The sequence below is a fragment of the Parvibaculum sp. genome, from assembly GCF_035325945.1.
In the GTDB taxonomy this organism is placed as follows: Bacteria; Pseudomonadota; Alphaproteobacteria; order Parvibaculales; family Parvibaculaceae; genus Parvibaculum.
Window position 1 is genome coordinate 98,133 of the sequence record NZ_DAOKYX010000001.1, and the last position, 21,933, is coordinate 120,065.

A 21,933-nucleotide genomic window follows, 5' to 3' on the forward strand; every position below is an offset into this window, starting at 1 on the left:
CTCACCCACCTCGGCGACCATGAGCGGGGCGCTTTGTTTTCAGCCGGAGATTTCAGGAAAGCGGCTTCCGCGCGGCTCAGCCGCCGAAGACGGTTTGCGGCCATGCGTAGCCCGGCTCGTCGAGGCGGCCGAAGGTCACGTCCTCGATATAGCGGGCGACGATGCGCTCGTTGAAGATCGCGTGATACTTCTCGTGGCCCGCCTTCGCGATCTTCTGCCGCTCTTCGTCATGGGCGAGGAAATAGCGCAGCCTGTCGGCGAGATCGTCGAGCCCGTCATGGAAGACGAATTCGCGGTCGGAGAATATGTCGCCATAGCCGGTCGAACGGCCGATGAAGAGCATGAGCCCGTTGCCGACATATTGGGCGATGCGGTCCGACGAGTAGAGATAGTGATCGTCGCTCCGGTTGAGATTGAGCCCCATGCGGGCGCTCGCGATCGCCTCGAAATAGGCCGTACCGAAAACCGAGGGCCTGCCCGCCAGTCCGAAAAACGCATAGCGCGCTTCCGGCACCCGCGCCTCGATAGCGCGCATCGTCTCGGCCCGCCAGGGCGTCCCCTTCTCGCTGCCGATGGTGCAAAGAAGATCGAAGGGCTGATCGGCGTGCCGAAAACATTCGAGCGCCTCGATGGAGCGATCGACCGGATTGGGCATGAAGGCGATGCGATGCGTGCGGGTGGCGAATTCCGCCAGCCGATCGCCCGCCGTGGTGATGAAGGTGATGTCCGCGACCTCGGCGAAGCGGCGGATGCGCGGCGGGTTTTCAGGCAGGAAGATCGGGTCGAGATTGACGACCGCGACCAGAGGCGAAGGGCGCTGCGCCTTGATCTCGACAATCGTCGCATTGGTGATCTTGTCGGCGTGAAGAAGGATCAGCAGATCCGGCCTGAACTGCCGGCACAGCTCGACAAGGCGCCTGTTCGCCTCGCCATCGCCCGCCCGGCCGATGCCGAAGCGCGACTGCTCGCGCGCGATGTCGCGGTCGCTGAACGCCATCACCGCGTGATCGTTGCGGATGAAGCCATTGGTGAGCTTGCGGATGGTGGCGTAGAAATTCGCCCCCGCCTTTCGCTCGTTGTAATTGCCCGCGATGACGACGCGCATGGGCAGGCTCCGCGCCCTCAGGCCGGGAGCGCGGGCTTGAGCCGCCCGCCGACGCGCACGGGCTCGATGCGGCGCGCAAGGCCGGAGGCTTCCGTCTCCACGAAGACGCCGCAAAGCGTCGCCTCGCCCGAAGCGGCCTGGAAGCGCGCGCTCGGAATCTTCGACAGAAAGCGATTGAGAGGCTCGTCCTTCTCCATACCGATCACGGAATTGTAGTCGCCGCACATGCCGGCATCGGTCTGATAAGCGGTGCCGCCGGGCAGAACCTGCGCATCCGCCGTCGGAACATGGCTGTGCGTGCCGACGACGAGGCTCGCGCGGCCGTCGCAGAAATGGCCCATCGCCATCTTCTCGGAAGTCGCCTCGCCGTGAAAATCGACGACGATGGCATCGGCCGCCTCGCCGAGCGGACAGGCGCCGATCTCGCGCTCGATCGCCGCGAAGGGATCGTCGAGCGGGTCCATGAAGACGCGCCCCATGGCGTTGATGACAAGCACGCGCTCGCCCTTCGCCGTCTCGAAGAGGCCGGCGCCCCGCCCCGGCGTCCCGGCCGGGAAATTCACCGGACGGATGAGCCTCGGCTCGCGCTCGATATGAACGAGCGCCTCGCGCTGATCCCACGCATGATTGCCGAGCGTGACGACATCGACGCCCGCATTGAAGAGATCCTCGCAGATCGCGGCGGTGATGCCGAAGCCGCCGGCCGCATTCTCGCCATTGACGATCACGAAATCGACGTCCAGGTCGGCGCGGAGCGCCGGAAGATCGCTGACGATGGCGTCGCGGGCCGTGCGGCCGACGATGTCGCCGAGAAAAAGAAGCTTCATTGAAATTCGTCCTGTATCGAAACCCGCCGTGACTTCACCGAAACGACCGGACACCGCGTTCGGTGACGAGCCAGTCGAGACGCTGATCCCCGCCTTCTTCCGGAAGTTCGTCGGCCTCCTGCGCCGAAAAGGCAAGGCCCACCGCCACCAGAACCGGCATCGCCGCCCTGAGCGAGGCGAGCGTGCGATCGTAATAGCCGCCGCCATAGCCAAGCCGACGTCCCACCTTATCGAACGCCAGCATCGGCACAATCACAAGTTCAGGCAAACATCGCGGCGCGTCCGGCCGCGGCTGGCGCGTTCCATGCGGCCCGCCCACAAGCGCATCGCCGGGATGCCAGAGGCGGAAGACGAGGGGCGCGCGAGGCGACGCCACGCCCGGCAGCGCGCATGAGAAGCCGCGCGTCGACGCTCCCTCGAGAATGGCGAGCGGGTCGGCCTCGCTCGATATGGGCGAATAGCCTGCGACGACGCTGCGGGGCGAAAGCTGAAGGCGCGGGAGGAGTTCGCCGAAGAAGTGCCGCGCGAAGGCGGCGGCCGCCTCTCGTCCGAGCAGGGCCTGCGCGCCGGAGCGCCGGGCGCGGGCGGCGGCACGCGCGCTCTCCTTGGCGCGCTGCATGCCGGCTTCCGCCGCGCCGCTCACACGCGGGCTCCGCGTGAAACGGGTGGGGCCACCTCGGCCGTTGGAACGATGATCCTCGGAGACCTACACAAGTAGGTGGGCGCCGTGTGAAAGAGGCCTCGGCCTCTACCAGGGACAGCTCCCTTAAGGATCGTAAGGCCCCGAGAGAAAGTGTTCCTGACGCACCAGGCAGCACCCGTGATCATTCTATCAGGCCGAATGGCCTCCGCGGTCAAGAAGAACGAGGTGAGGCGCTGCGTCACGCCGCCTCGATCCGCCGCGCGATGTCCTCGATGCGGCGGGCTGCCGTATCCAGCATGTCGCCGAGCAGATCCTCCGCCTCGCGGGAGCGCTCGAGCGCCGCGATGCGCGCCTGGGTCAACTGCTCGATATCGGCTTCGAGCACCTTGATGCGGCTGCGCGCCTCGAAAAGCTCGTCGGCGACGAGCAGCGAGGCCATGAGAAGAAGCCGCGATTCGCCTACCTGCCCCACTTCGCGCGCGAGTTCCGACACATGGGCGCTGATATGTGTCGCCAGTTCCTTCAGATGGGCTTCCTCGCCATCGCCGCAGGCGACGGTATAGGCGCGATCGTTGATCTGAACGGTGACCTGTCCCATGCCTGCCCTCAGCTTTCCGTCAGCACCTCGCGAATGCCCTCGATGGCATTCGCCAGCGTTTCCGACACGCGCTCATTGAGTTCGTTGGCCTGCCGGGCCTCGGCCTTCATCCGGTCTATCTCCTCGGCGAGCCGGGCCCGGTCTTCCTTGAGCGCGTTGAGCTCGCTCTCGAGCCGTCCTGCGGACTGCGCGCGCAAAAGCTGCCGGTGGATGCCTGCCTCCAGCCGGTCAAGCGCCGTCTTGAAGCGCTCAGTCGCGGAATCGAGTTTGTTCATGCGTCGCTGCTGTCCGGAATCAGGGCTCGAACCCTCATTTGTCACCATAGGCGTGCCGCCGAAACAAGGTCAACTGGACTTGCCCTGCCTCTCCGCCCGCGCCGGGCGCGACGCTCCCGCGAGCCGATCGGGCCTCGACGGCAAGATGCGCCTCAAGTCGCGGAAAAGCGCGGCATTTTGCGCGAATCCATCATTGACTCTCCGAAACGCGCTGGTCATTGTGGCGCCGCTCGCAAGACCCCAAGAGACGGGAAGGAATCGGACCGCGCCGAACTCGTTGCCGGCGGCCGGATCGAAGTCCGGAGCAAGGGCTCCGGAACGGCGCGTCCTTCTGGCGCCTCTCCCGGACAACCCTGCTCCAGCGCCCCGGAGCCGGCAACCTGGGTCAAGTCCTGAGGCCAAAGAGTTTAAACATGACGCCACCCGATCAGTCGGCCCCTATCGCGCAAGCTTCCGTATCTCACCGGGATATGGCGAACGCCATCCGTGCCCTCGCCATGGACGCGGTGCAGAAGGCCAATTCCGGCCATCCCGGCATGCCGATGGGCGCGGCCGATGTCGCCACCGTCCTGTTTTCGCGCTTCCTGAAGATCGACCCGAAAAAGCCCGACTGGCCGGATCGCGACCGCTTCGTGCTCTCTGCTGGCCACGGCTCCATGCTGCTCTATGCGCTCAACTATCTCCTCGGCTACGAGGACATGACGATCGAGCAGATCAAGAATTTCCGCCAGCTCGGCAGCATCACCGCCGGCCATCCCGAATATGGCCATGCGGGCGGCATCGAGACGACGACGGGCCCGCTCGGACAGGGCATCGCCACCGCCGTCGGCATGGCGCTCGCCGAGCGCCTCGCCGCGGCGCGCTTCGGCGGCATCGTCGATCACCACACCTATGTCCTCGCCTCCGATGGCGATCTCATGGAAGGCATCAGCCACGAGGCGATCAGCCTTGCCGGCCATCTGCGCCTGTCGAAGCTCATCGTCCTTTATGACGACAACGGCATCACCATCGACGGTTCGCTCGACCTTTCGGAATCGGGCGACGCGCTGAAGCGCTTCGAGGCGGCGGGCTGGAACGCCGTCCGCATCGACGGCCACAACCCGGACGAGATCGCCGGCGCCATCGAAAAGGCGCGCCACGCGACGAAGCCGACGCTCATCGCCTGCCGCACCGTCATCGGCTATGGCTCGCCGAACAAGCATGGCAAGTCGTCCTCGCATGGCTCGCCCCTCGGCGCCGACGAAATCAAGCTCTCGCGCCAGACGCTCGGCTGGGAGGCGGAACCCTTCGACATTCCCGCCCCCGTTCTCGCCGCATGGCGCGAGATCGGCGCGCGCGGCGGCAAGGCGCGCTCCGACTGGGAAGCCTCGTTCGCGAAGGTCGATCAGGCCTCGCGCGCGGAGTTCGAGCGCCAGCTCAGGGGCGACCTGCCCGCGGCCTTCGGCAAGGCCGTCACCGATTACAAGAAGCAGCTTGTGGCGGAAAAGCCGAACTGGGCGACGCGAAAGTCCTCGGAAGAGGTGCTCAACGTCATCAATCCGCTGCTGCCGGAATCGATCGGCGGCTCGGCCGACCTCACCGGCTCCAACAACACCCGCTCCAGGGACCAGAAGGCGGTCACGGCGACCGATTTCTCCGGCTCCTTCATCCATTACGGCATCCGCGAGCACGGCATGGCCGCGGCCATGAACGGCATCGCGCTGCACAAGGGCTTCATCCCCTATTCGGGCACCTTCCTCGTCTTCACCGATTATTGCCGCCCGGCCATCCGCCTTTCGGCGCTGATGGAACAGCGTGTGATCTATGTGATGACGCATGACTCGATCGGGCTCGGCGAAGACGGGCCGACCCACCAGCCGGTCGAGCATCTGGCGAGCCTGCGCGCCATGCCGAACCTCAACGTCTTCCGCCCGGCCGACGCGGTGGAGACGCTCGAATGCTGGCAGATCGCACTCGAAGCGAAGAAGACGCCCTCGGTCCTCGCGCTCTCGCGCCAGAACCTGCCCGCCGTCCGCACGACGGACACGGATGAGAACCTCTGCGCGAAGGGCGGCTATGAGCTTTCGCCTGCCTCCTCTGCCGCGAAGGTGACGCTCATCGCCACGGGCTCGGAAGTCGAGATCGCGCTCGCCGCCCAGAAGCTCCTCGAGGCAGAGGGCATCGGCGCGCGCGTCGTCTCAATGCCCTGCGTCGAACTCTTCGAGGCCCAGTCGCGCGAATACAAGGCGAAGACGCTGGGCGAAGGGACGGTGAAGGTCGTGATCGAAGCTGCGCTTCGCTACGGCTGGGACCGCTATATCGGCGCCGACGGCGCTTTCATCGGAATGACGGGCTTCGGCGCGAGTGCGCCCGCCAAGGACCTCTACAAGCACTTCAACATTACCCCGGAAGCCGCGGTCGCCGCCGCGAAGTCTTGCCTCGGGGCTTGATAGCCAGGAGATAACGAGAAATGGCAGTCCGCGTTGCGATTAACGGATTCGGTCGGATCGGGCGTCTCGTGCTTCGCGCCATCGCGGAGTCGGGACGCAAGGACATCGAGGTGGTGGCCATCAACGACCTCGGCTCGGTCGAGGCCAATGCCCACCTTCTGAAGTGGGACTCCGTGCATGGCCCCTTCCCCGGCAAGATCAAGACGACGAAGTCGTCCTTCGATCTCGGCCGCGGCCCGATCAAGGTTCTCGCCGAACGCGATCCGGCAAAGCTGCCGTGGAAGGATCTCGGCGTCGACATCGCGCTCGAGTGCACGGGCATCTTCGCATCGAAGGACAAGGCGTCGGCCCATCTCACCGCCGGCGCGAAGAAGGTTCTCATCTCCGCGCCTGCTGACGGCGCCGACATCACGGTCGTCTACGGCGTGAACCACAAGGACCTGAAGAAGAGCCACAAGGTCGTCTCGAACGCCTCCTGCACCACGAACTGCCTCGCGCCGGTCGCGGCCGTGCTCCACAAGGCCGTCGGCATCGAGCAGGGCTACATGACCACCGTTCACGCCTATACCGGCGACCAGAACACGGTCGACACGCTGCACAAGGACGCTCGCCGCGCGCGCGCCGCGGGCCTTTCGATGATCCCGACCTCGACGGGCGCGGCCAAGGCCGTGGGCCTCGTCCTGCCGGAACTCAAGGGCAAGCTCGACGGCACCTCGATCCGCGTGCCGACGGCGAACGTCTCGGTCATCGACCTCGTCTTCACCGCGAAGAAGAAGACCACGGCGGAAGAAGTGAACGCGGCGATCATCGCGGCGGCGAAGGGCCCGCTCAAGGGCGTGCTCGCCACCACCGACGAGGAACTCGTCTCGATCGACTTCAATCACAATCCCGCTTCCTCGACCTTCGACCTCACGCAGACGCAGGTGATCGACGGCCGTCTCGTGCGCGTGCTTTCCTGGTACGACAATGAGTGGGGCTTCTCGAACCGCATGGGCGACACGGCAGCCGCCATGGGCAAGCTGCTCTGAGCCCTGGCATCCGAAACGTCATGGCTGGTCACAAAACACTCGATGACCTGTTCAAGTCCGGCGACCTCAATGGTCGCCGGGTTCTTGTCAGGGCGGACCTCAACGTACCGACCGACGAGCACGGTCATGTCACGGATGCGACGCGCCTCAACCGCATCGCCGACACATTGAAGGAAATCGCGGCCAAGGGCGCGAAGGTCATCGTGCTTTCGCATTTCGGCCGCCCCAAGGGCGCGCCCGAGCCCAAATTCTCGCTCGCGCCCGTCGCCGAGGCGCTTTCCGGCGTCGTCGGCGCGAAGGTCGCCTTCGCGTCCGACTGCATCGGCGCGCCCGCGAAGGAAGCGGTCGATGCGCTTCCCGCCGGCGGCATTCTCGTCCTCGAGAACACGCGCTTCCATGCAGGCGAGGAAAAGAACGATCCCGTATTCGTGAAGGCGCTTGCCGAGAACGGCGACGTCTATGTGAATGATGCCTTCTCCTGCGCCCATCGGGCCCATGCCTCGACTGAGGGGCTGGCCCATGTGCTGCCCGCCTATGCGGGCCGGGCGATGGAGGCGGAACTCGACGCGCTCGAAACGGCGCTCGGCAACCCCGAGCATCCCGTCGTCGCGGTCGTGGGCGGTGCCAAGGTTTCGACCAAGATCGCCCTGCTCCTCAATCTCATCCATCGCGTCGACACGCTCATTGTCGGCGGCGGCATGGCCAATACCTTCCTTGCCGCGCAGGGCAAGAAGATCGGCAAGTCGCTTTGCGAATATGACCTTCTCGACAAGGCACGCGAAATCCTCGCCGCCGCCGGCAAGGCGGGCTGCGAGATCGTGCTGCCTGTCGATGCTGTCGTCGCGCGGGAATTCAAGGCGGGCGCCGAGGCGAGGACCGTTCCCGTCGATGCGGTGCCGGAGGACATGATGATCCTCGACATCGGCTCGGATACGATGGCCTATCTCGCCGGACGCTTCGAAACGGCGAAGACGGTCGTCTGGAACGGGCCTCTCGGCGCCTTCGAGATTCCTCCCTTCGATCAGGGGACGGCATCCGCAGCGCGTCTCGTCGGCATGCTGACGAAGATCGGGACCCTCAAATCGGTGGCCGGGGGCGGCGACACGGTGGCAGCGCTCAACGATGCGGGCGCGGCCGACGATTTCACCTATGTATCCGCCGCGGGCGGTGCCTTCCTCGAATGGATGGAAGGCGCGGTACTGCCCGGCGTCGCGGCGCTTGAAGTCAGATAAAGGGAATTCGGGATATGACTGAAACGCTTGAATCGATTGCCGAAGCCATGGTGGCGCCGGGCAAGGGCATTCTTGCCGCCGACGAAAGCTCGGGCACCATCAAGAAGCGGTTCGACACGATCAACCTCGAGTCGACCGAGAGCAACCGGCGCGACTATCGCGAGATGCTGTTCCGCACCGAAGAGGCGATGAAGAACCACATCTCCGGCGTCATCCTCTATGACGAGACGATCCGTCAGAAGGCGAAGGACGGCACGCCGCTCGTCGATCTCATCAAACAGGCAGGCTCCATCCCCGGCATCAAGGTCGATGCGGGCGCGAAGGCCATGGCGGGCTTTCCGGGCGAACTGGTGACCGAAGGTCTGGACGGGCTGCGCGAGCGGCTGGCCGAATATTACGATCTCGGCGCGCGCTTCGCGAAGTGGCGCGCGGTGATCGACATCGCCGACGGCATTCCGACCATGGGCTGCATCGAGGCCAATGCCGAGGCGCTCGCCCGTTATGCCGCGCTCTGCCAGGAGCAGAAGATCGTTCCGATCGTCGAGCCGGAAGTGCTGATGGACGGCGCGCACACCGCCGACCGCTGCTTCGAGGTGACGGAAGCGACGTTGCGCACCGTCTTCGCGCGGCTCGCAGCGCATCGCGTGAAGCTCGAAGGCACGATCCTGAAGCCGAATATGGTCGTCTCGGGCAAGAAGTGCTCGACGCAGGCAAGCGTGCAGGAAGTCGCCGAGAAGACCATCACGGTCTTCAAGCGCACGGTTCCGGCGGCGGTGCCGGGCATCGTCTTCCTGTCCGGCGGCCAGTCGGACGAGGATGCGACGGCGCATCTCAACGCCATGAACGCCATTGGCGGGCTGCCCTGGAAGCTCTCCTTCTCCTATGGCCGCGCCCTTCAGGCGGCCCCGCTCAAGGCCTGGAGCGGCAAGGCGGAGAATGTGGCGGCCGCCCAGCGTGCTTTCCTCCACCGCGCCCGCATGAACGGCCTCGCCGCTCTCGGCCAGTGGAAGGCCGAACTCGAAAAGGCCGCCTGAGCCTATCGGCCATGACCAGACAGAGCGCCCCGTCCTCACCGGCGGGGCGTTTTGCCTTTCTCGCGCAAGACGCGCTACAAACTCCCCCATGACCATCATCGAAGAAGAACGCGAGCCCTGCCGGCTCTATCTCATCACCCCGCCCCGGATCGAGCCCATCGCCTTTTCGGACACGCTGAAGCGCGCGCTCGATGCGGGCGATGTCGCCTCGCTCCAGCTTCGCCTGAAGACGGAGACTGAGGAGACGGCGCCGGCCGACGCGATCCGCCGCGCGACCGAGGTGCTGATGCCCGTCGCGCAGGGCTATGACGTCGCCTTCATCATCAACGACCGCGCCGACATCGCGGTCGAGATGGATGCGGACGGCGTCCATGTCGGCCAGGAGGACACGCCTTACAAGGAAGCGCGCAAGCTCGTCGGCCCCGACCGCATTGTCGGCGTCACCTGCCACAATTCACGCCATCTGGCGATGGTGGCCGGCGAAGAAGGCGCCGACTATGTCGCCTTCGGCGCCTTTTTCGAGACCGGCACCAAGGTGCCCAAGACCCGCGCCACGCCCGACCTGCTGACCTGGTGGTCGGAGACCTTCGTGGTACCCTGCGTTGCCATTGGCGGCATCACGGTCGAGAACGCCGCGACCCTCGTTACGGCGGGCGCGGATTTTCTGGCCGTGGCGGCCGGCGTCTGGGCGCATCCGCAAGGCCCGGCGGAGGCGGTGCGCGCCTTCAACCGCATCATGGCCGAAACGCCCCGCGGCCAATAACCCCTCCTTTCCGAAAGGCATTGGCCTTACGGCCTCCAGATGCTATCAGAGCGCCGCGGCCGGATCGCGCCTGCCTTATCCGCTGATCGGCGCGAACAGCCGGTCCCGCCGCGAGCCTGCTCAACCCCAGTCCGAGACAAGGTCCATGCCCAAGATCAACGGTAACGAAATTCGCCCCGGCTACGTCATCGAGCATCAGGGAGGCCTGTGGGCTGCGGTAAAGGTTCAGCATGTGAAGCCCGGCAAGGGCGGCGCCTTCGCGCAGGTCGAGCTGAAGAACCTGATCGACAACCGCAAGCTCAACGAGCGCTTCCGTTCCGCCGAGACGGTCGAGCGCGTACGGCTCGAGCAGAAGGACTATCAGTTCCTTTATGAAGCCGACGGCATGCTCACCTTCATGGACAACGAAACCTACGAGCAGATCGAGCTTGCCAGGGACTGGGTGGGCGAGCGCGCGGCGTTCCTGCAGGACGGCATGAAGGTGACGGTGGAAAGCCACGAGGGCAGGCCCATCAGCGTCGCCCTGCCCGATCAGGTGGTGCTGGAAGTCACCGAAACGGAACCGACGGTGAAGGGCCAGACTGCGGCCAGCTCCTACAAGCCCGCCCTGCTCGAGAACGGCATCCGCGTCATGGTGCCGCCTTTCATCACCATCGGCGAGAAGATCGTGGTCGACACGAACGAAGTCACCTATCTCCGCCGCGCCGACTAACGAACCGATCATTCAGCGACCCGCATTTCCCGCCGATGCCGGCATGGACATCACCGGAAATGCCCGAGAGAAAGCGCAAGTCCCCGATGGCACGTCATACCCCCGTCATGGCCGTCATGGTGGCCGCCGCACGCAAGGCGGCGCGCGGACTGCAACGCGACTTCGGCGAGGTGGAGAATTTGCAGGTCTCGCTCAAGGGGCCCGCGAATTTCGTCACCGCCGCCGACAAGAAGGCCGAGAAAACGCTCTTCGAGGAGCTTTCCAAGGCACGGCCCGGCTATGGCTTTCTCATGGAGGAAGGCGGCACGATCGAGGGATCTGACAAGTCGCACCGCTGGCTCATCGATCCGCTCGACGGCACGACGAATTTTCTCCACTCGATCCCGCATTTCGCGATCTCGATCGGGCTCGAGCGCGATGGGCAGATCGTCGCGGGTGTCGTCTACAACCCGATCTCCGACGAACTCTTCATCGCCGAAAAGGGCCAGGGCGCTTTTCTCAATGACCGGCGCCTGCGCGTCGCGGCGCGGCGCGAGCTTGCCAATACGGTCGTGGCGACGGGTATCCCGCATATCGGCCGCCCCGGCCATCAGCGCTTCATCGCCGAACTCGGCGTGGTGATGAACGAGGTCGCGGGCGTGCGGCGCATGGGATCGGCGGCGCTCGATCTCGCCTATGTCGCGGCCGGTCGCTACGACGCCTATTGGGAAGCGAACCTCGCGCCATGGGATCTCGCGGCCGGCATCATTCTGGTGCGCGAGGCTGGCGGCTTTGTCTCCGATCTCAATGGCCGGGACGACGTGCTTAACAGCGGCGGGGTCATCGCCGGAAACGAGACGATCCATCGCGAGCTTGCCAAGGCGCTGAAGCGCGCCCACGCCGCGTCCTGACCGCGCGTCGCCTGCCCCGCCTGCCTCCGTCGTCCTTGCGATTTCCCGTCCGTCCCGTTTCGACTAGACTGAACGCAGGATTCCAGTCTCCTCTTCGGCGCGGGACGGCAGACATGACTTTTCCTGAAGGGCGTTGGGTACGGACGGTTCGCATAGCCGGGCTTTGCGCCGTTCTCATGCTGATGGCCGGAACGGGCGCGCGCGCCGAACCCGTGGACGCCGTGCCGCTCGACCGGCCCGGCACGCGCATGGGCGAGCCCATGCCGCCCGAGCCGCTCGCAGCGCCGCTGCCCGCGATCATTGACGCATCGCCCGAGGGAGCGGCCGCGCCCGCCCTCGGCACCTCGCCGCTTCGCGCGCCCGAGCCTGCGCTCGCCCGCATCGGCTTTCCGCCCGAAGAAGCAGCGCTGAGCGACGGCGAGGCAGCGCGGCTCAAGACATTCGCGGATGATTTCCGGCGCCGTGGCGGCCGGGTCACGCTCAAGGCCTATGCGGGGGCCCCTGGCGACACGAGCACGAATGCCCGGCGCCTGTCGCTGAAGCGCGTGCTCACCGTTCGCAATTTCCTCATCGAACACGGTATCGCGACGGACCGCCTCGAAGTGAGAGCGCTCGGTGGCACGCGGGATGCAGGCCCTCTCGACCGGGTCGACATCACCCGCGCGGGAAGCTGATGCGCCCCATGAGGCGAAAGTCGCGAATGACACAAGACCTGCCCGGATCACAGGGGAGCTGAACAGAAGATGGCGAAGGACTATACCGGCGGCGCGGCCCTCTCCACGCCGCGTCCCTATCTGGTGCGGATGATCCTCTTCCTGCTCCTTGTCGGGTTTCTGCTCCTCATTCTCTCGCCGCAGCTCAAGACGGCCTATTTCACCAATCCGGGGCTCAACACGCTCATCATCGGCGTGCTCACGCTCGGCATTCTCTATGGCTTCCGGCAGATTCTGGTGCTCGGCCCCGAAGTGCGCTGGGTGAACGCCTTCCGCCGTGCCGATCCGGGACTGGCGATCCCGCCCGCGCCGCGCCTCCTTGCGCCGATGGCGACCATGCTCGGCGAGCGCAAGGGACGCATGCAGCTCAACGCGCTCACCATGCGCTCGCTCCTCGACTCCATCGGCTCGCGCCTCGACGAGCAGCGCGAAATCTCGCGCTACATGATCGGCCTGCTGATCTTTCTCGGCCTGCTCGGCACGTTCTGGGGCCTTCTCACCACGGTGACTTCAGTCGGCGCGACGATCCACGGCCTCAATATCGAGACATCCGATCCCGCGACGGTCTTTCAGAATCTCAAGGCGGGACTCGAGGGGCCGCTGTCAGGCATGGGCACGTCCTTCTCGTCCTCGCTCTTCGGCCTTGCAGGCTCGCTCATTCTCGGTTTTCTCGATCTTCAGGCGGGGCAGGCGCAGAACCGCTTCTACAACGAGCTTGAAGAGTGGCTTTCGACGGTGACGGATATTTCCGGCGCGGCGGAGCCCGGCCCCGGCATGCTCGGCGAAACGCTGAAGCGGCTCGAACGCATCGAGCAGTCTCTGACCTCGGGCGGCGGCGCGAACAGCGCGCCCATGCTCGCCCTCGCCGGCCAGATCACGGCTCTCACCGAGCAGATCAAGCACGAGCAGTTGCTCATCCGGCGCCTTGCCGAAAATCAGGAAGCGCTGCGCCCCGTGCTCGATCATCTCGCGGCCAGTCTCGGCAGAAAATAACCGGCGGGTGGGAACGGCATGGCTGTCGCACACAGACGAATTCGCGGACGCGCCCCGAGCGCCGATTACTGGCCGGGCTTCGTCGACGCCATGTCGAGCCTGCTGCTCGTGCTCATCTTCCTGCTCACCATTTTCATGCTGACGCAGTTCTTCCTGTCGCAACTCGTCTCGAGCAAGGATACCGCGCTCGAAGCGCTGCGTAGCCAGATCGCCGAACTCGTGAGCCAGCTCGCGCTGTCGAAGCAGGAGAAGGCCGACCTCCAGACCACCATCGCGACGCTTCAGGCCTCGCTCGCCGAAGCCAATGCCGAGAAGGACCGGCTCGGCGCGGCGGCAGGCGCGGGCTCGCAGGTCGCGGTCCTGCAGGACGAGCTTTCAAAGCAGAAGGAAATTTCCAGTCAGGCGCTTGCGCAGGTCGAGCTTCTCAACCAGCAGATCGCCGCGCTCCGCCGCCAGCTTGCCGCGCTGGAGGAGGCGCTCGAAGCCTCCGAAAAACGCGACCGGGAAAGCCAGGCGCAGATCGCCGATCTCGGCCGCAGGCTCAATGCCGCGCTCGCCCAGAAGGTGCAGGAGCTTGCGAAATACCGCTCCGAATTCTTCGGCCGTCTGCGCGAAATTCTCGGCAACCGTCCCGACATCGAGGTCGTGGGCGACCGTTTCGTCATCCAGTCGGAAATTCTCTTCGACAGCGGCTCGGCCGAGATCAATCCCTCGGGCGTCGCGCAGCTTCAGAAGATCGCGGACGCGGTGAGGGAGATCGCCGCCGAGATCCCGAACGATATCCAGTGGGTCATCCGCGTGGACGGGCACACCGACGCGAACCCGATCCACACGGCGCAGTTCCCGTCGAACTGGTATCTGTCGAGCGCGCGCGCCATCGCCGTCGTCAACTTCATGGCGAAGCGGGGCGTGCCGCCAGAGCATCTCGCCGCGACGGGCTTCGGCGAGTTCCAGCCGCTCGATACGGGCAAGAGCGCCGCCGCCTTCAAGCGCAACCGCCGCATCGAGTTCAAGCTGACGGAGCGCTGAAGGCGGGAGGAAGGGCGATCAAAACGCCCTGAGTTCCTTCGACTGCTTGCAGGCGAGGATCTTCGGATCGAAGACATTGCCGATCAGCATCATGTCGCCGAAACCGGCGGCGACGCTCGATCCTGAAATCTCCTCGCCGCGATTGAGATAGATCGTTCCGGCCTTGCCGCCCTGCCCCGCACCCGGCTCGACGCGCACCACCTGGCTCGGCGAGAGCGCCTTGGGGTCGCCCGCATGTTTCAGGAACGCCATCAGATGCGGATGGGCCGCGATGAGCAGCGCGCCGTCCGGCTCGACGTCGATGTTGTCGAGACCGGTGCCGAGGCGCGCATAATCGCGGCTCGTGAGCGCGCCCGTCGCGGGATCACGCGTATAGATATGCAGCGCGGCGCCCAGCATTTCCGAGACATAGAGCGTCTTGCCGTCCGGGCTCACATTGATGCCGTTCGCAAAGAGAAGCCTGTCGGCAGCGGCATGCGCCGAAGCGCCATCGTAATAGACGACATTGGCGTTACGCAGCAGAAGGAGATCGCTCAGCCTTCCGCCGAGCCCTTTCGAGCCGTGATCATTCGTGGCGTAGAACGCTTCGGGGCCGACCGCCACGACATCGTTCAGCGAAGCGAAGAGTGGATCCGCGACCGTCTTCACATGCGTGAGCAGACCATCCGCCGCGATATCGAAAATCTCGACCGCCTCGCCCTTCGCCGCGTGGTTGACGACGAAGAGGCGGCGCTCACCGCCCGCGCCGACATAGAGGCTGAGGCCATGGGGCTTGAAGTCGGCCGGCTCGTTCGCCGTGACCGGGCGGAGCGCCCATTCCGCCTGCGGCGCCTTCAAATCGATCACATAGATGCCGCCGCGCGTGGCCTCATGCCCGGCCATCGCGGCGCGCCGGTCGAAGGCCGAGACGAAGGCCAGGCCGCGCTCGCGGTCGATCTGAATATCCTCCGGCCCCGGCACGGAGGCGATCGTCCGGCATTCAGCGGGAACTTCCGCCCGGATGTCGGTGAAAAACCCCGCCGCCGAAAGGAAGCGCCAGACGAGCACGCTCGCGATGACGGCGACAGCGAATACGGCGATAATGGCTCTGCGCAAGAGCGGTGACATGTTCCCTTCCCTCCCGATTTGTTCAGTGCAGCGCGGCGCTTTGGGGCTCGCCACCCAATATGTCGCCCGTGAATTGCAGGCGGGCGAGCCTGCTGTAAAGGCCGCCCTGCCGCACAAGCTCGTCATGCGTGCCGGAGGCGACGATGCGGCCTTCCTCCATGACGATGATGCGATCGGCCTTGAGAACGGTCGCGAGCCGGTGCGCGATCACGAGCGTCGTGTGGCCCCGCATCAGCCCTTCGAGCGCCGCCTGAACGAGCGTCTCGCTTTCCGCGTCGAGCGCCGACGTCGCCTCGTCGAGAAGAAGCACCGGCGCATCGCGCAGGATGGCGCGCGCGATGGCGACGCGCTGGCGCTGTCCGCCTGAAAGCGTGACGCCGCGCTCGCCCACCTGCGTCGCATAGCCCTGAGGCAGCGAGACGATGAAATCGTGGATGCGCGCGGCCTTCGCGGCGGCGATGACATCTTCCTCGCTCGCATCGGGCCGCCCGTAGCGGATGTTCTCCGCGACGCTCATGCCGAAGACGACCGTCTCCTGCGGCACGACGCCGAGGCGGCTGCGAAGCTCGCCGGGCTCGACCTGGGAAATATCAACGCCATCGAGGCGAATACTGCCCGACTTCGGATCGTAGAAACGCAGCAGAAGCTGAAACACCGTGCTCTTGCCCGCGCCCGATGGCCCGACGATCGCCACCGTCTCGCCGGACTTCACATCGAGAGAGAAATCGCGCAAGGCCGAGACATGGGGCCGCGTCGGATAGGCGAAGGTCACGCGGTCGAAGCTGATCGCGCCGCGAGCGGGCAGAGGCAGCGCCCTGGGCGACTGCGGCGCGCGGATTTCAGGTTCGATAGCCAGCAGCTCCATCAGCCGCTCGGTTGCGCCAGAGGCCATCTGCATGTCGCCCCAGACCTCCGAAAGGGCGGCGAGCGACGTCGCCGCGAAGACCGCATAGAGAATGAACTGAAGCAGCGCGCCGCCCGACATGGTGCCTACGACGACCGCATGGGCGCCGAACCAGAGCACGCCGACGACGCTCGAAAGTCCCATGAAGAAGACGAGCGCAGTGAGCACGGCGCGTGCCGTGATGCGCGCCCGCGCGGTAACGAAGGAGCGCTCCACCGTCTCGGCGAAGCGCTGCCGGTCGATCTCCTCATGCGTGAAGGCTTGCACGGTCTGGATGGCGTTGAGGCTTTCCGTGCCGAAGGCGCTCGAATCCGCGAGGCGGTCCTGGCTCGCGCGCGACAGGCGGCGCACCCAGCGCCCGAAGATCACGAGCGGCAGAACGATCATCGGAATGGCGAGAAGCACGAGGCCGGAGAGCCATGTGCTCGTCACCGCCATCATGGATGCCGCGCCGATGAAGAGGAAGACGTTCCGCAATGCGACGGAGGCGGAGGAACCGACAACGGTCTTGATGAGCGTCGTGTCCGCCGTGAGGCGCGAGAGCACCTCGCCCGTGCGCGTCACCTCGAAGAAGGCGGGCGAGAGCTTCAGCACATGGGCATAGACGGCCTCGCGCAGATCTGCGACGACGCGCTCGCCGATCCAGCTCACGAAAAAGAAGCGCATGGCGCTCGCGACCCCGAGAAGTGCCGCGATGCCGATCAGCGCGAGGAAATAGGTGTCGATGAAATCGGCGCTCGTCTGGTTGAAGCCATTGTCGAGCAGGCGGCGGCCGGCGATGGGCACGGCGAGCGTTGCAAGCGTCGCGAAGACGAGCGAGACGAAAGCGAGCGCCACCATGATCCGGTAGCGGCCGATGAAGGGCATGAGTTTGGCGAGCGGCCGGACGCCCCTGGCGGGCCTTCGGCGCTGGGCTTCTTCCTCGATGGCTTCAACCACCGGATTCGATGTCTCGCTCATGGATGGCCGCCGGGTCAGATTTGCGAGGTCGCGGGCAGCCCCCAGAAGGACACCCTGACCGTTCATATAGCAACCCTTGCCCCGTCGGGCCAATCCGAAGCCGGTCCGGGTCCCCGCGCCCAATCGCCCCAGCGCGTCGCTTAGGGCGGAGCTTGGCCTTGTATTGGGCTCACTCCTTGGCTATAAGCCCCCATTCCCGGCGCGCCAGCGATCGGCAGCCCCGGTTTCCGGCATTTTTTGTGATCTGAGAAGGCGTAGAGCCATGAAGAAAGACATTCATCCCGACTACCACATGATCACCGTGGCGATGACGGACGGGACGACCTTCCAGACCCGCTCGACCTACGGCAAGGAGGGCGACACGCTCACCCTCGACATCGACCCGAAGACCCATCCGGCCTGGACCGGCGGCGGCCAGCAGATCGTCGACCGCGGCGGCCGCGTCAGCCGCTTCAAGCAGAAGTTCGGCAATCTCGGCGGCAAGGCCTGAGGTTCACGGAAGCTTCGCTTCAAACGACAAAGCCCCGCTCGTGCGGGGCTTTTTCATTGGCGGACCATGAAGCTCCGGACCTGCCCAAGGGATCATCAGGCGCCCCGGCCCCATTCGCGCTGGAGGGTTTCGCGGAAGAACGCCTCGACGCGATCGAACTGCTCGGCCAGCGGACGGCTCGCCTCCACGACTTCCGGTTCCGCGCGCAGTCCCGCATCGAGCCTTTCGATGCGCGCATAGAGAAGCTCGGAACGCATGATGAGGTCGATCAGCGGCTCCGGCAGGACGTGATTGCCGGAAAGGCGCGCCGAACGGGCGATCTCCTTCGACGCCAGGCGGTATTTCGCGGCCATGGATTCCTCGTGCGAAATCTCGCCTTCATGCACGGCCTTGCGGACGAGAAGCCAGGCTGCCACCTGCATGAGCCGCGTCGTGAGCCGCATGCTTTCGCCCGCATAGGCGAGCGATGCGTCCCGCGAGAGATTGCGCGAGGCGTCGCGGCCCGGCCCGTCGAGATAGGCCGACGTCTCCTCCACGAGGCGCATGCCTTCCTCGTAGGTGCGCTGAAAGAGGCCGGAGGACATGAACTCGCCGATGCTCACATCCTCGCCCGCAAACTGCACATCGCCAGCGCCGCCAAACCGATCCGCACTCATCCCCTGACCCTCTTCTCTGGTCCGTGCCAGAGCGGCACGGATGCCCGATGAAGGATCAACATTCATGCCAACCGCTCGCGCGGAAGGCATGTCGAGATGTGTGTGAAGTGCTCGATCAAAAAAAGAGCCGCGGAGTGCCCGCGGCTCAGTTGTAACAGGGAGGCGTCAAACAGAGTGGATAGGAACCACTCAGAATCCAGAAGATCTGGATTACGCAAGGTCACCCTAGCAACCATATGTTTATCAAATCGTGAATTGCCCGGCAAATGGGCACTGGGCGCCGGGCAGGAGCGCGCGATCCAGATCTACTTGTTTTCCCCGGAAAATTGCGCTCCGCCAATATGTTAGCTCTTGCTAACTTACTTCTTGAAAAGTGCCTCCGCCGCCGTGCGCGTGCCGTGTTTCCGCTCCAGTTGCGCGCGGATGCGTGCGATTTCGGCCTCGAGGGCGCTGATTCGCTCATTGAGTTCCTCGATGCCGAGCAGGCTCAGATCCTCGCGCGAGAGTGCGGCCAGCGCCTCGCCCCTGCGCTTGCGCGGCTCAAGATCGTCCGTATCCATGGGCTATCTCCTCATTGCCTCGGCGTGGGTCAGGTTGCCAGTCTCGGAGGGCTTGGATAGACCTTCAAGTGTCCCCGCGCCAGACCGGACCCGAGAGGCCCCCCATGTCCCCGACCAAGTCCCCGACCCTGCCCGACCAGATGAGAGCCATCGCCATTCGCGAGCCCGGCGGCCCGGACGTGCTTGTCCCGGTTCGGATCGCCCGGCCGGAGCCCGGCCATGGCGAGATCCTGATCCGGGTCGAGGCGGCTGGCGTGAACCGGCCCGATACGATCCAGCGCATGGGGCTTTACCCGCCGCCGCCCGGCGCGCCCGCGACACCGGGCCTTGAGGTTGCAGGCGAGGTCGTCGCGGCCGGTCCCGGCGTCACGCATTGGCGGCAGGGCGACCGCGTCTGCGCCCTTCTGGGGGGTGGCGGATATGCCGAATATGCGACGGTGCACGAGACCCATGCGCTGCCGATACCGACGGGTTTCACCGCCATCGAGGCGGCGGGCCTGCCGGAAACCTTCTTCACCGTCTGGACCAATGTCTTCGAGCGGGGCAGGCTCGCCGCGGGCGAAACATTCCTCGTTCATGGCGGCTCGAGCGGCATCGGCACGACTGCGATCCAGCTTGCCCGCGCCTTCGGCGCCCGCGTCTTCGCCACCGCGGGCTCAGCCGAGAAGTGCGCTGCCTGCCGCGATCTCGGGGCGGAGGCAGCCATCAATTATCGCGAGCAGGATTTCGTCGCCGAGGCGAAGCGCCTGACCGGCGGGCGCGGCGTCGATGTCATTCTGGACATGGTCGGCGGCGACTATATCGCCCGCAACATGCAGGCCGCCGCGCAGGACGGACGCATCGTCTCCATCGCCTTCCTCAACGGCTCGACCGCCGAGGTCAATTTCATGCCGATGATGCTGAAGCGGCTGACGCTCACCGGCTCGACGCTCCGCCCGCGCGGGATCGAGGAGAAGGCGGCGCTTGCCCTGGCGCTGCGCGAAAAGGTCTGGCCGCTTCTCGATGCCGGCCGGGTGCGGCCACGGATCGACGCGACCTTCCCTCTCGAGGAAGCCTCCAGAGCGCACGAGCTTATGGAAAAAAGCAGCCATATCGGGAAGATCGTCCTCACCCTTTGAAGGAAGACGAGCGGAGCGCCGCCCGAAAATCGCCGAAAAGCCCTGCGCCAAACCCGCCATTGGTCTTTCATTGGGCGGCTTTTCCCCTTATATAACGCCGATACCCACTCATCCCGAGGAAGAGAAAAGGGTTCGTCCGGATGACGTCCGGGTGAATCAGAGGAACAACATGACTCAGCCCCTCATGCCCAAGGCGACGGCCGTCTGGCTCGTCGAAAACACCTCTCTCACCTTCGATCAGGTCGCCGATTTCTGCGGTCTGCACGTTCTGGAGGTGAAGGGCATCGCCGACGGTGACGTCGCGCAGGGCATCAAGGGCCTCGATCCTGTTGCCTCGGGCCAGCTCACGCGCGCCGAGATCGAGCGCTGCCAGAAGGACCCCGCGACACGGCTGAAGCAGGCGGAGAGCAAGTACAAGCTGCCGCCCATCCAGCCGCGCAAGGGCCCCCGCTACACCCCCGTTTCGCGCCGTCAGGACCGGCCGGACGCGATCGCATGGCTCCTTCGCAACCATCCGGAACTCTCGGACGCGCAAATCGCCAAGCTTGTCGGCACCACCAAGCCCACGATCCAGAGCGTGCGTGACCGGAGCCACTGGAATTCGGCGAATATCAAACCGGTCGATCCTGTGACGCTCGGCCTTGCGAGCCAGATCGAACTCGACGCGGCCGTGCAGAAGGCCGCCCGCAAGCTCGAACGCGAGCGGCGCAAGGCGGAGAAGGCCGCAGGCGGCAGCGGCGAGACGCTGCTCCCGGCCTCGGAGACGATTGCGCCCGAGGCGCCGCACCACGCCACCATCGCCGCGCCCGAAGCGGCGGAAGAGAAGGAAGAGCGCAAGACCTACGACGCCGACAGCGTCTTCGCCAAACTCAAGGACGTGAAGATCGAGGAAGACGAGGAGTAGGAACTTCTAACGATATCGCGCTGAACTGAACTATTTGACCAATTCACTGGAAAATCGATCAAATCTGCCAACAAAGCCCCTCCCCCTAACAAGGGAAGGGCTTTGCCTGATAAGCAGTTAGACAACTTTGAAAGCCACCAGAGACTACATCAACTTTGAATTATTCATCTTTGGTGCGAGAAGGGTTAGCGAGTTCGTCAATGTTTACGAACCAACTTTTGCAGTTACCGTTCTCGTCTTTCTCCGACGCCAAACCCTCCCCCCAAATCAATGCGTGCGTCCCATCCCCCAGACCTACAAAGAGAGTATGGTCCGGATCTTCCTCGATCTCCTGCCATTTGGTCAGAATATCGCGCCAAATTTTCTTGGTAACGCGCTCTTGTGAGTACCATTTCAGCAGTTCGCTCACCCTAACTTCCGCGATTCCAATATCTTGCACACGGTCAAGGCGAGACATCAGTTCGTAAAGATGCCGATTTTCCATTATGTTTTTCCTTTTCGATTATGTGTCATGAGTTATTCCCAAACCCACGAAAGAACTATAACTGGATTTATAATTTTAAAAAGTTTTATTTTTATAATTTATATTATTTTTTTATCTCCCGCAAAATTTGCCCGCTGTCTTAGTATTTTTCAGAATCGGGGGCCTTGCCGAAGCATTGCCCCAAACGCATTTCCGGAAGGTTTTCACTGCGCCCCTAGGTTCATGAGAATCCACCTCAGACCCAATCCCACATAACCTTCACGTTCCAGAATCGCGGTCAGCCGAATACAGAAGCCCAATAGAATGAATTAACCTCGCGGGGCACAATCGGAGAGTAACTTTCACAGTGCAGACTTCTCCCACTGAGTCACCCACGTAATGCTAATTCAGCCCTCACCCCTTCCTTCCATACCCCGCGCCTGAGAGCGCCTCGCCGATTTCCTCGAGGATCACCGGGTCGTCGATCGTCGCCGGCATGC

The 21,933-nt window shown here is 64.6% G+C and carries 23 protein-coding genes and 1 other RNA gene; 13 read left to right on the plus strand and 11 right to left on the minus strand.

All coding sequences use genetic code 11. From position 1 onward, the window contains the following. Positions 1-76 precede the first annotated feature (76 nt). The 6 genes from PKA57_RS00475 to PKA57_RS00500 all read right to left on the minus strand — a co-directional run bounded on the left by PKA57_RS00475 (position 77) and on the right by PKA57_RS00500 (position 3,448). Positions 77-1,105, minus strand: a complete 1,029-nt coding sequence (locus tag PKA57_RS00475) for a glycosyltransferase (protein WP_324296952.1) — start codon at positions 1,103-1,105, stop codon at positions 77-79. A 17-nt stretch (positions 1,106-1,122) separates the two neighbouring features. Further along, the gene (locus PKA57_RS00480) at positions 1,123-1,932 is read right to left on the minus strand and encodes a TIGR00282 family metallophosphoesterase (protein WP_324296953.1); all 810 of its coding nucleotides are present in this window, start codon (positions 1,930-1,932) and stop codon (positions 1,123-1,125) included. Positions 1,933-1,966: 34 nt separating this feature from the next. Then, positions 1,967-2,551: a 5-formyltetrahydrofolate cyclo-ligase gene (locus PKA57_RS00485; RefSeq protein WP_324296954.1), complete on the minus strand. Its 585-nt coding sequence runs from the start codon at positions 2,549-2,551 to the stop codon at positions 1,967-1,969. 45 nt (positions 2,552-2,596) lie between these two features. Continuing rightward, a non-coding RNA gene (gene ssrS / locus PKA57_RS00490) (6S RNA) lies at positions 2,597-2,753 on the minus strand. A 60-nt stretch (positions 2,754-2,813) separates the two neighbouring features. Continuing rightward, positions 2,814-3,173 carry a cell division protein ZapA gene (gene zapA, locus PKA57_RS00495; RefSeq protein ID WP_324296955.1) on the minus strand — a complete coding sequence of 120 codons (360 nt, stop codon included), beginning with the start codon at positions 3,171-3,173 and terminating at the stop codon, positions 2,814-2,816. A gap of 8 nt (positions 3,174-3,181) precedes the next feature. After that, entirely contained in the window at positions 3,182-3,448 is a 267-nt protein-coding gene (locus PKA57_RS00500) for a DUF4164 family protein (RefSeq protein ID WP_324296956.1), read from the minus strand. Between the two features lie 413 nt (positions 3,449-3,861). Here PKA57_RS00500 and tkt point away from each other — a divergent pair, with 413 nt between their 5' ends. The 10 genes from tkt to PKA57_RS00550 all read left to right on the plus strand — a co-directional run bounded on the left by tkt (position 3,862) and on the right by PKA57_RS00550 (position 14,271). Next, positions 3,862-5,877: a transketolase gene (gene tkt, locus PKA57_RS00505; protein ID WP_324296957.1), complete on the plus strand. Its 2,016-nt coding sequence runs from the start codon at positions 3,862-3,864 to the stop codon at positions 5,875-5,877. Positions 5,878-5,897: 20 nt separating this feature from the next. After that, positions 5,898-6,905: a type I glyceraldehyde-3-phosphate dehydrogenase gene (gene gap / locus PKA57_RS00510; RefSeq protein ID WP_324296958.1), complete on the plus strand. Its 1,008-nt coding sequence runs from the start codon at positions 5,898-5,900 to the stop codon at positions 6,903-6,905. A 20-nt stretch (positions 6,906-6,925) separates the two neighbouring features. Further along, complete coding sequence (locus PKA57_RS00515) at positions 6,926-8,137, plus strand: phosphoglycerate kinase (protein ID WP_324296959.1); 1,212 nt, start codon at positions 6,926-6,928, stop codon at positions 8,135-8,137. A gap of 14 nt (positions 8,138-8,151) precedes the next feature. Beyond that, positions 8,152-9,171 (plus strand): class I fructose-bisphosphate aldolase, encoded by a 1,020-nt coding sequence (locus PKA57_RS00520; RefSeq protein WP_324296960.1) that lies wholly within the window; start codon positions 8,152-8,154, stop codon positions 9,169-9,171. A gap of 88 nt (positions 9,172-9,259) precedes the next feature. After that, positions 9,260-9,934: a thiamine phosphate synthase gene (thiE, locus tag PKA57_RS00525; protein WP_324296961.1), complete on the plus strand. Its 675-nt coding sequence runs from the start codon at positions 9,260-9,262 to the stop codon at positions 9,932-9,934. 145 nt (positions 9,935-10,079) lie between these two features. Continuing rightward, positions 10,080-10,646, plus strand: coding sequence for an elongation factor P (gene efp / locus PKA57_RS00530; protein WP_324296962.1), 567 nt, complete (start codon positions 10,080-10,082; stop codon positions 10,644-10,646). An 86-nt stretch (positions 10,647-10,732) separates the two neighbouring features. Beyond that, entirely contained in the window at positions 10,733-11,536 is an 804-nt protein-coding gene (locus PKA57_RS00535) for an inositol monophosphatase family protein (protein ID WP_324296963.1), read from the plus strand. A 113-nt stretch (positions 11,537-11,649) separates the two neighbouring features. Next, positions 11,650-12,210, plus strand: a complete 561-nt coding sequence (locus tag PKA57_RS00540; RefSeq protein WP_324296964.1) for an OmpA family protein — start codon at positions 11,650-11,652, stop codon at positions 12,208-12,210. Between the two features lie 69 nt (positions 12,211-12,279). Then, a complete protein-coding gene (locus PKA57_RS00545) occupies positions 12,280-13,242 on the plus strand; it encodes a flagellar motor protein MotA (RefSeq protein WP_324296965.1) in 963 nt (320 codons plus the stop codon). Between the two features lie 18 nt (positions 13,243-13,260). Then, on the plus strand, positions 13,261-14,271 hold the full coding sequence (locus tag PKA57_RS00550; protein WP_324296966.1) for a peptidoglycan -binding protein: 1,011 nt from the start codon (positions 13,261-13,263) through the stop codon (positions 14,269-14,271). Positions 14,272-14,289: 18 nt separating this feature from the next. Here PKA57_RS00550 and PKA57_RS00555 read toward each other — a convergent pair whose 3' ends face one another. Both PKA57_RS00555 and PKA57_RS00560 read right to left on the minus strand, forming a co-directional pair. Further along, positions 14,290-15,378, minus strand: a complete 1,089-nt coding sequence (locus PKA57_RS00555) for an SMP-30/gluconolactonase/LRE family protein (protein WP_324296967.1) — start codon at positions 15,376-15,378, stop codon at positions 14,290-14,292. A 22-nt stretch (positions 15,379-15,400) separates the two neighbouring features. Next, positions 15,401-17,242: an ABC transporter transmembrane domain-containing protein gene (locus PKA57_RS00560; RefSeq protein ID WP_324296968.1), complete on the minus strand. Its 1,842-nt coding sequence runs from the start codon at positions 17,240-17,242 to the stop codon at positions 15,401-15,403. Between the two features lie 262 nt (positions 17,243-17,504). Here PKA57_RS00560 and rpmE point away from each other — a divergent pair, with 262 nt between their 5' ends. Then, the gene (gene rpmE / locus PKA57_RS00565; protein ID WP_324296969.1) at positions 17,505-17,732 is read left to right on the plus strand and encodes a 50S ribosomal protein L31; all 228 of its coding nucleotides are present in this window, start codon (positions 17,505-17,507) and stop codon (positions 17,730-17,732) included. A gap of 95 nt (positions 17,733-17,827) precedes the next feature. On the opposite strand, the gene PKA57_RS00570 is transcribed toward rpmE, so the two are convergent. Together PKA57_RS00570 and PKA57_RS00575 are read right to left on the minus strand one after the other, a co-directional pair. Then, positions 17,828-18,388: a DUF1465 family protein gene (locus PKA57_RS00570; RefSeq protein WP_324296970.1), complete on the minus strand. Its 561-nt coding sequence runs from the start codon at positions 18,386-18,388 to the stop codon at positions 17,828-17,830. A 359-nt stretch (positions 18,389-18,747) separates the two neighbouring features. Next, on the minus strand, positions 18,748-18,948 hold the full coding sequence (locus PKA57_RS00575) for a DUF1192 domain-containing protein (protein WP_324296971.1): 201 nt from the start codon (positions 18,946-18,948) through the stop codon (positions 18,748-18,750). 104 nt (positions 18,949-19,052) lie between these two features. Between PKA57_RS00575 and PKA57_RS00580 the strand changes: the two genes are divergently transcribed. Both PKA57_RS00580 and PKA57_RS00585 read left to right on the plus strand, forming a co-directional pair. After that, entirely contained in the window at positions 19,053-20,066 is a 1,014-nt protein-coding gene (locus PKA57_RS00580) for an NAD(P)H-quinone oxidoreductase (RefSeq protein ID WP_324296972.1), read from the plus strand. A 169-nt stretch (positions 20,067-20,235) separates the two neighbouring features. Further along, a complete protein-coding gene (locus tag PKA57_RS00585; protein ID WP_324296973.1) occupies positions 20,236-20,970 on the plus strand; it encodes a cell cycle transcriptional regulator TrcR in 735 nt (244 codons plus the stop codon). Positions 20,971-21,130: 160 nt separating this feature from the next. Here the strand turns inward: PKA57_RS00585 and PKA57_RS00590 are convergent, their stop codons facing one another. Next, the gene (locus tag PKA57_RS00590; protein WP_324296974.1) at positions 21,131-21,454 is read right to left on the minus strand and encodes a hypothetical protein; all 324 of its coding nucleotides are present in this window, start codon (positions 21,452-21,454) and stop codon (positions 21,131-21,133) included. Between the last annotated feature and the right edge of the window lie 479 nt (positions 21,455-21,933).

Coding starts and splice junctions, on each gene's coding strand:
- PKA57_RS00475 (WP_324296952.1), bottom strand. CDS start 1,105: ATGCGCGTCGTCATCGCGGGCAATTACAACGAGCGAAAGGCGGGGGCG.
- PKA57_RS00480 (WP_324296953.1), bottom strand. CDS start 1,932: ATGAAGCTTCTTTTTCTCGGCGACATCGTCGGCCGCACGGCCCGCGAC.
- PKA57_RS00485 (WP_324296954.1), bottom strand. CDS start 2,551: ATGCAGCGCGCCAAGGAGAGCGCGCGTGCCGCCGCCCGCGCCCGGCGC.
- zapA (WP_324296955.1), bottom strand. CDS start 3,173: ATGGGACAGGTCACCGTTCAGATCAACGATCGCGCCTATACCGTCGCC.
- PKA57_RS00500 (WP_324296956.1), bottom strand. CDS start 3,448: ATGAACAAACTCGATTCCGCGACTGAGCGCTTCAAGACGGCGCTTGAC.
- tkt (WP_324296957.1), top strand. CDS start 3,862: ATGACGCCACCCGATCAGTCGGCCCCTATCGCGCAAGCTTCCGTATCT.
- gap (WP_324296958.1), top strand. CDS start 5,898: ATGGCAGTCCGCGTTGCGATTAACGGATTCGGTCGGATCGGGCGTCTC.
- PKA57_RS00515 (WP_324296959.1), top strand. CDS start 6,926: ATGGCTGGTCACAAAACACTCGATGACCTGTTCAAGTCCGGCGACCTC.
- PKA57_RS00520 (WP_324296960.1), top strand. CDS start 8,152: ATGACTGAAACGCTTGAATCGATTGCCGAAGCCATGGTGGCGCCGGGC.
- thiE (WP_324296961.1), top strand. CDS start 9,260: ATGACCATCATCGAAGAAGAACGCGAGCCCTGCCGGCTCTATCTCATC.
- efp (WP_324296962.1), top strand. CDS start 10,080: ATGCCCAAGATCAACGGTAACGAAATTCGCCCCGGCTACGTCATCGAG.
- PKA57_RS00535 (WP_324296963.1), top strand. CDS start 10,733: ATGGCACGTCATACCCCCGTCATGGCCGTCATGGTGGCCGCCGCACGC.
- PKA57_RS00540 (WP_324296964.1), top strand. CDS start 11,650: ATGACTTTTCCTGAAGGGCGTTGGGTACGGACGGTTCGCATAGCCGGG.
- PKA57_RS00545 (WP_324296965.1), top strand. CDS start 12,280: ATGGCGAAGGACTATACCGGCGGCGCGGCCCTCTCCACGCCGCGTCCC.
- PKA57_RS00550 (WP_324296966.1), top strand. CDS start 13,261: ATGGCTGTCGCACACAGACGAATTCGCGGACGCGCCCCGAGCGCCGAT.
- PKA57_RS00555 (WP_324296967.1), bottom strand. CDS start 15,378: ATGTCACCGCTCTTGCGCAGAGCCATTATCGCCGTATTCGCTGTCGCC.
- PKA57_RS00560 (WP_324296968.1), bottom strand. CDS start 17,242: ATGAGCGAGACATCGAATCCGGTGGTTGAAGCCATCGAGGAAGAAGCC.
- rpmE (WP_324296969.1), top strand. CDS start 17,505: ATGAAGAAAGACATTCATCCCGACTACCACATGATCACCGTGGCGATG.
- PKA57_RS00570 (WP_324296970.1), bottom strand. CDS start 18,388: ATGAGTGCGGATCGGTTTGGCGGCGCTGGCGATGTGCAGTTTGCGGGC.
- PKA57_RS00575 (WP_324296971.1), bottom strand. CDS start 18,948: ATGGATACGGACGATCTTGAGCCGCGCAAGCGCAGGGGCGAGGCGCTG.
- PKA57_RS00580 (WP_324296972.1), top strand. CDS start 19,053: ATGTCCCCGACCAAGTCCCCGACCCTGCCCGACCAGATGAGAGCCATC.
- PKA57_RS00585 (WP_324296973.1), top strand. CDS start 20,236: ATGACTCAGCCCCTCATGCCCAAGGCGACGGCCGTCTGGCTCGTCGAA.
- PKA57_RS00590 (WP_324296974.1), bottom strand. CDS start 21,454: ATGGAAAATCGGCATCTTTACGAACTGATGTCTCGCCTTGACCGTGTG.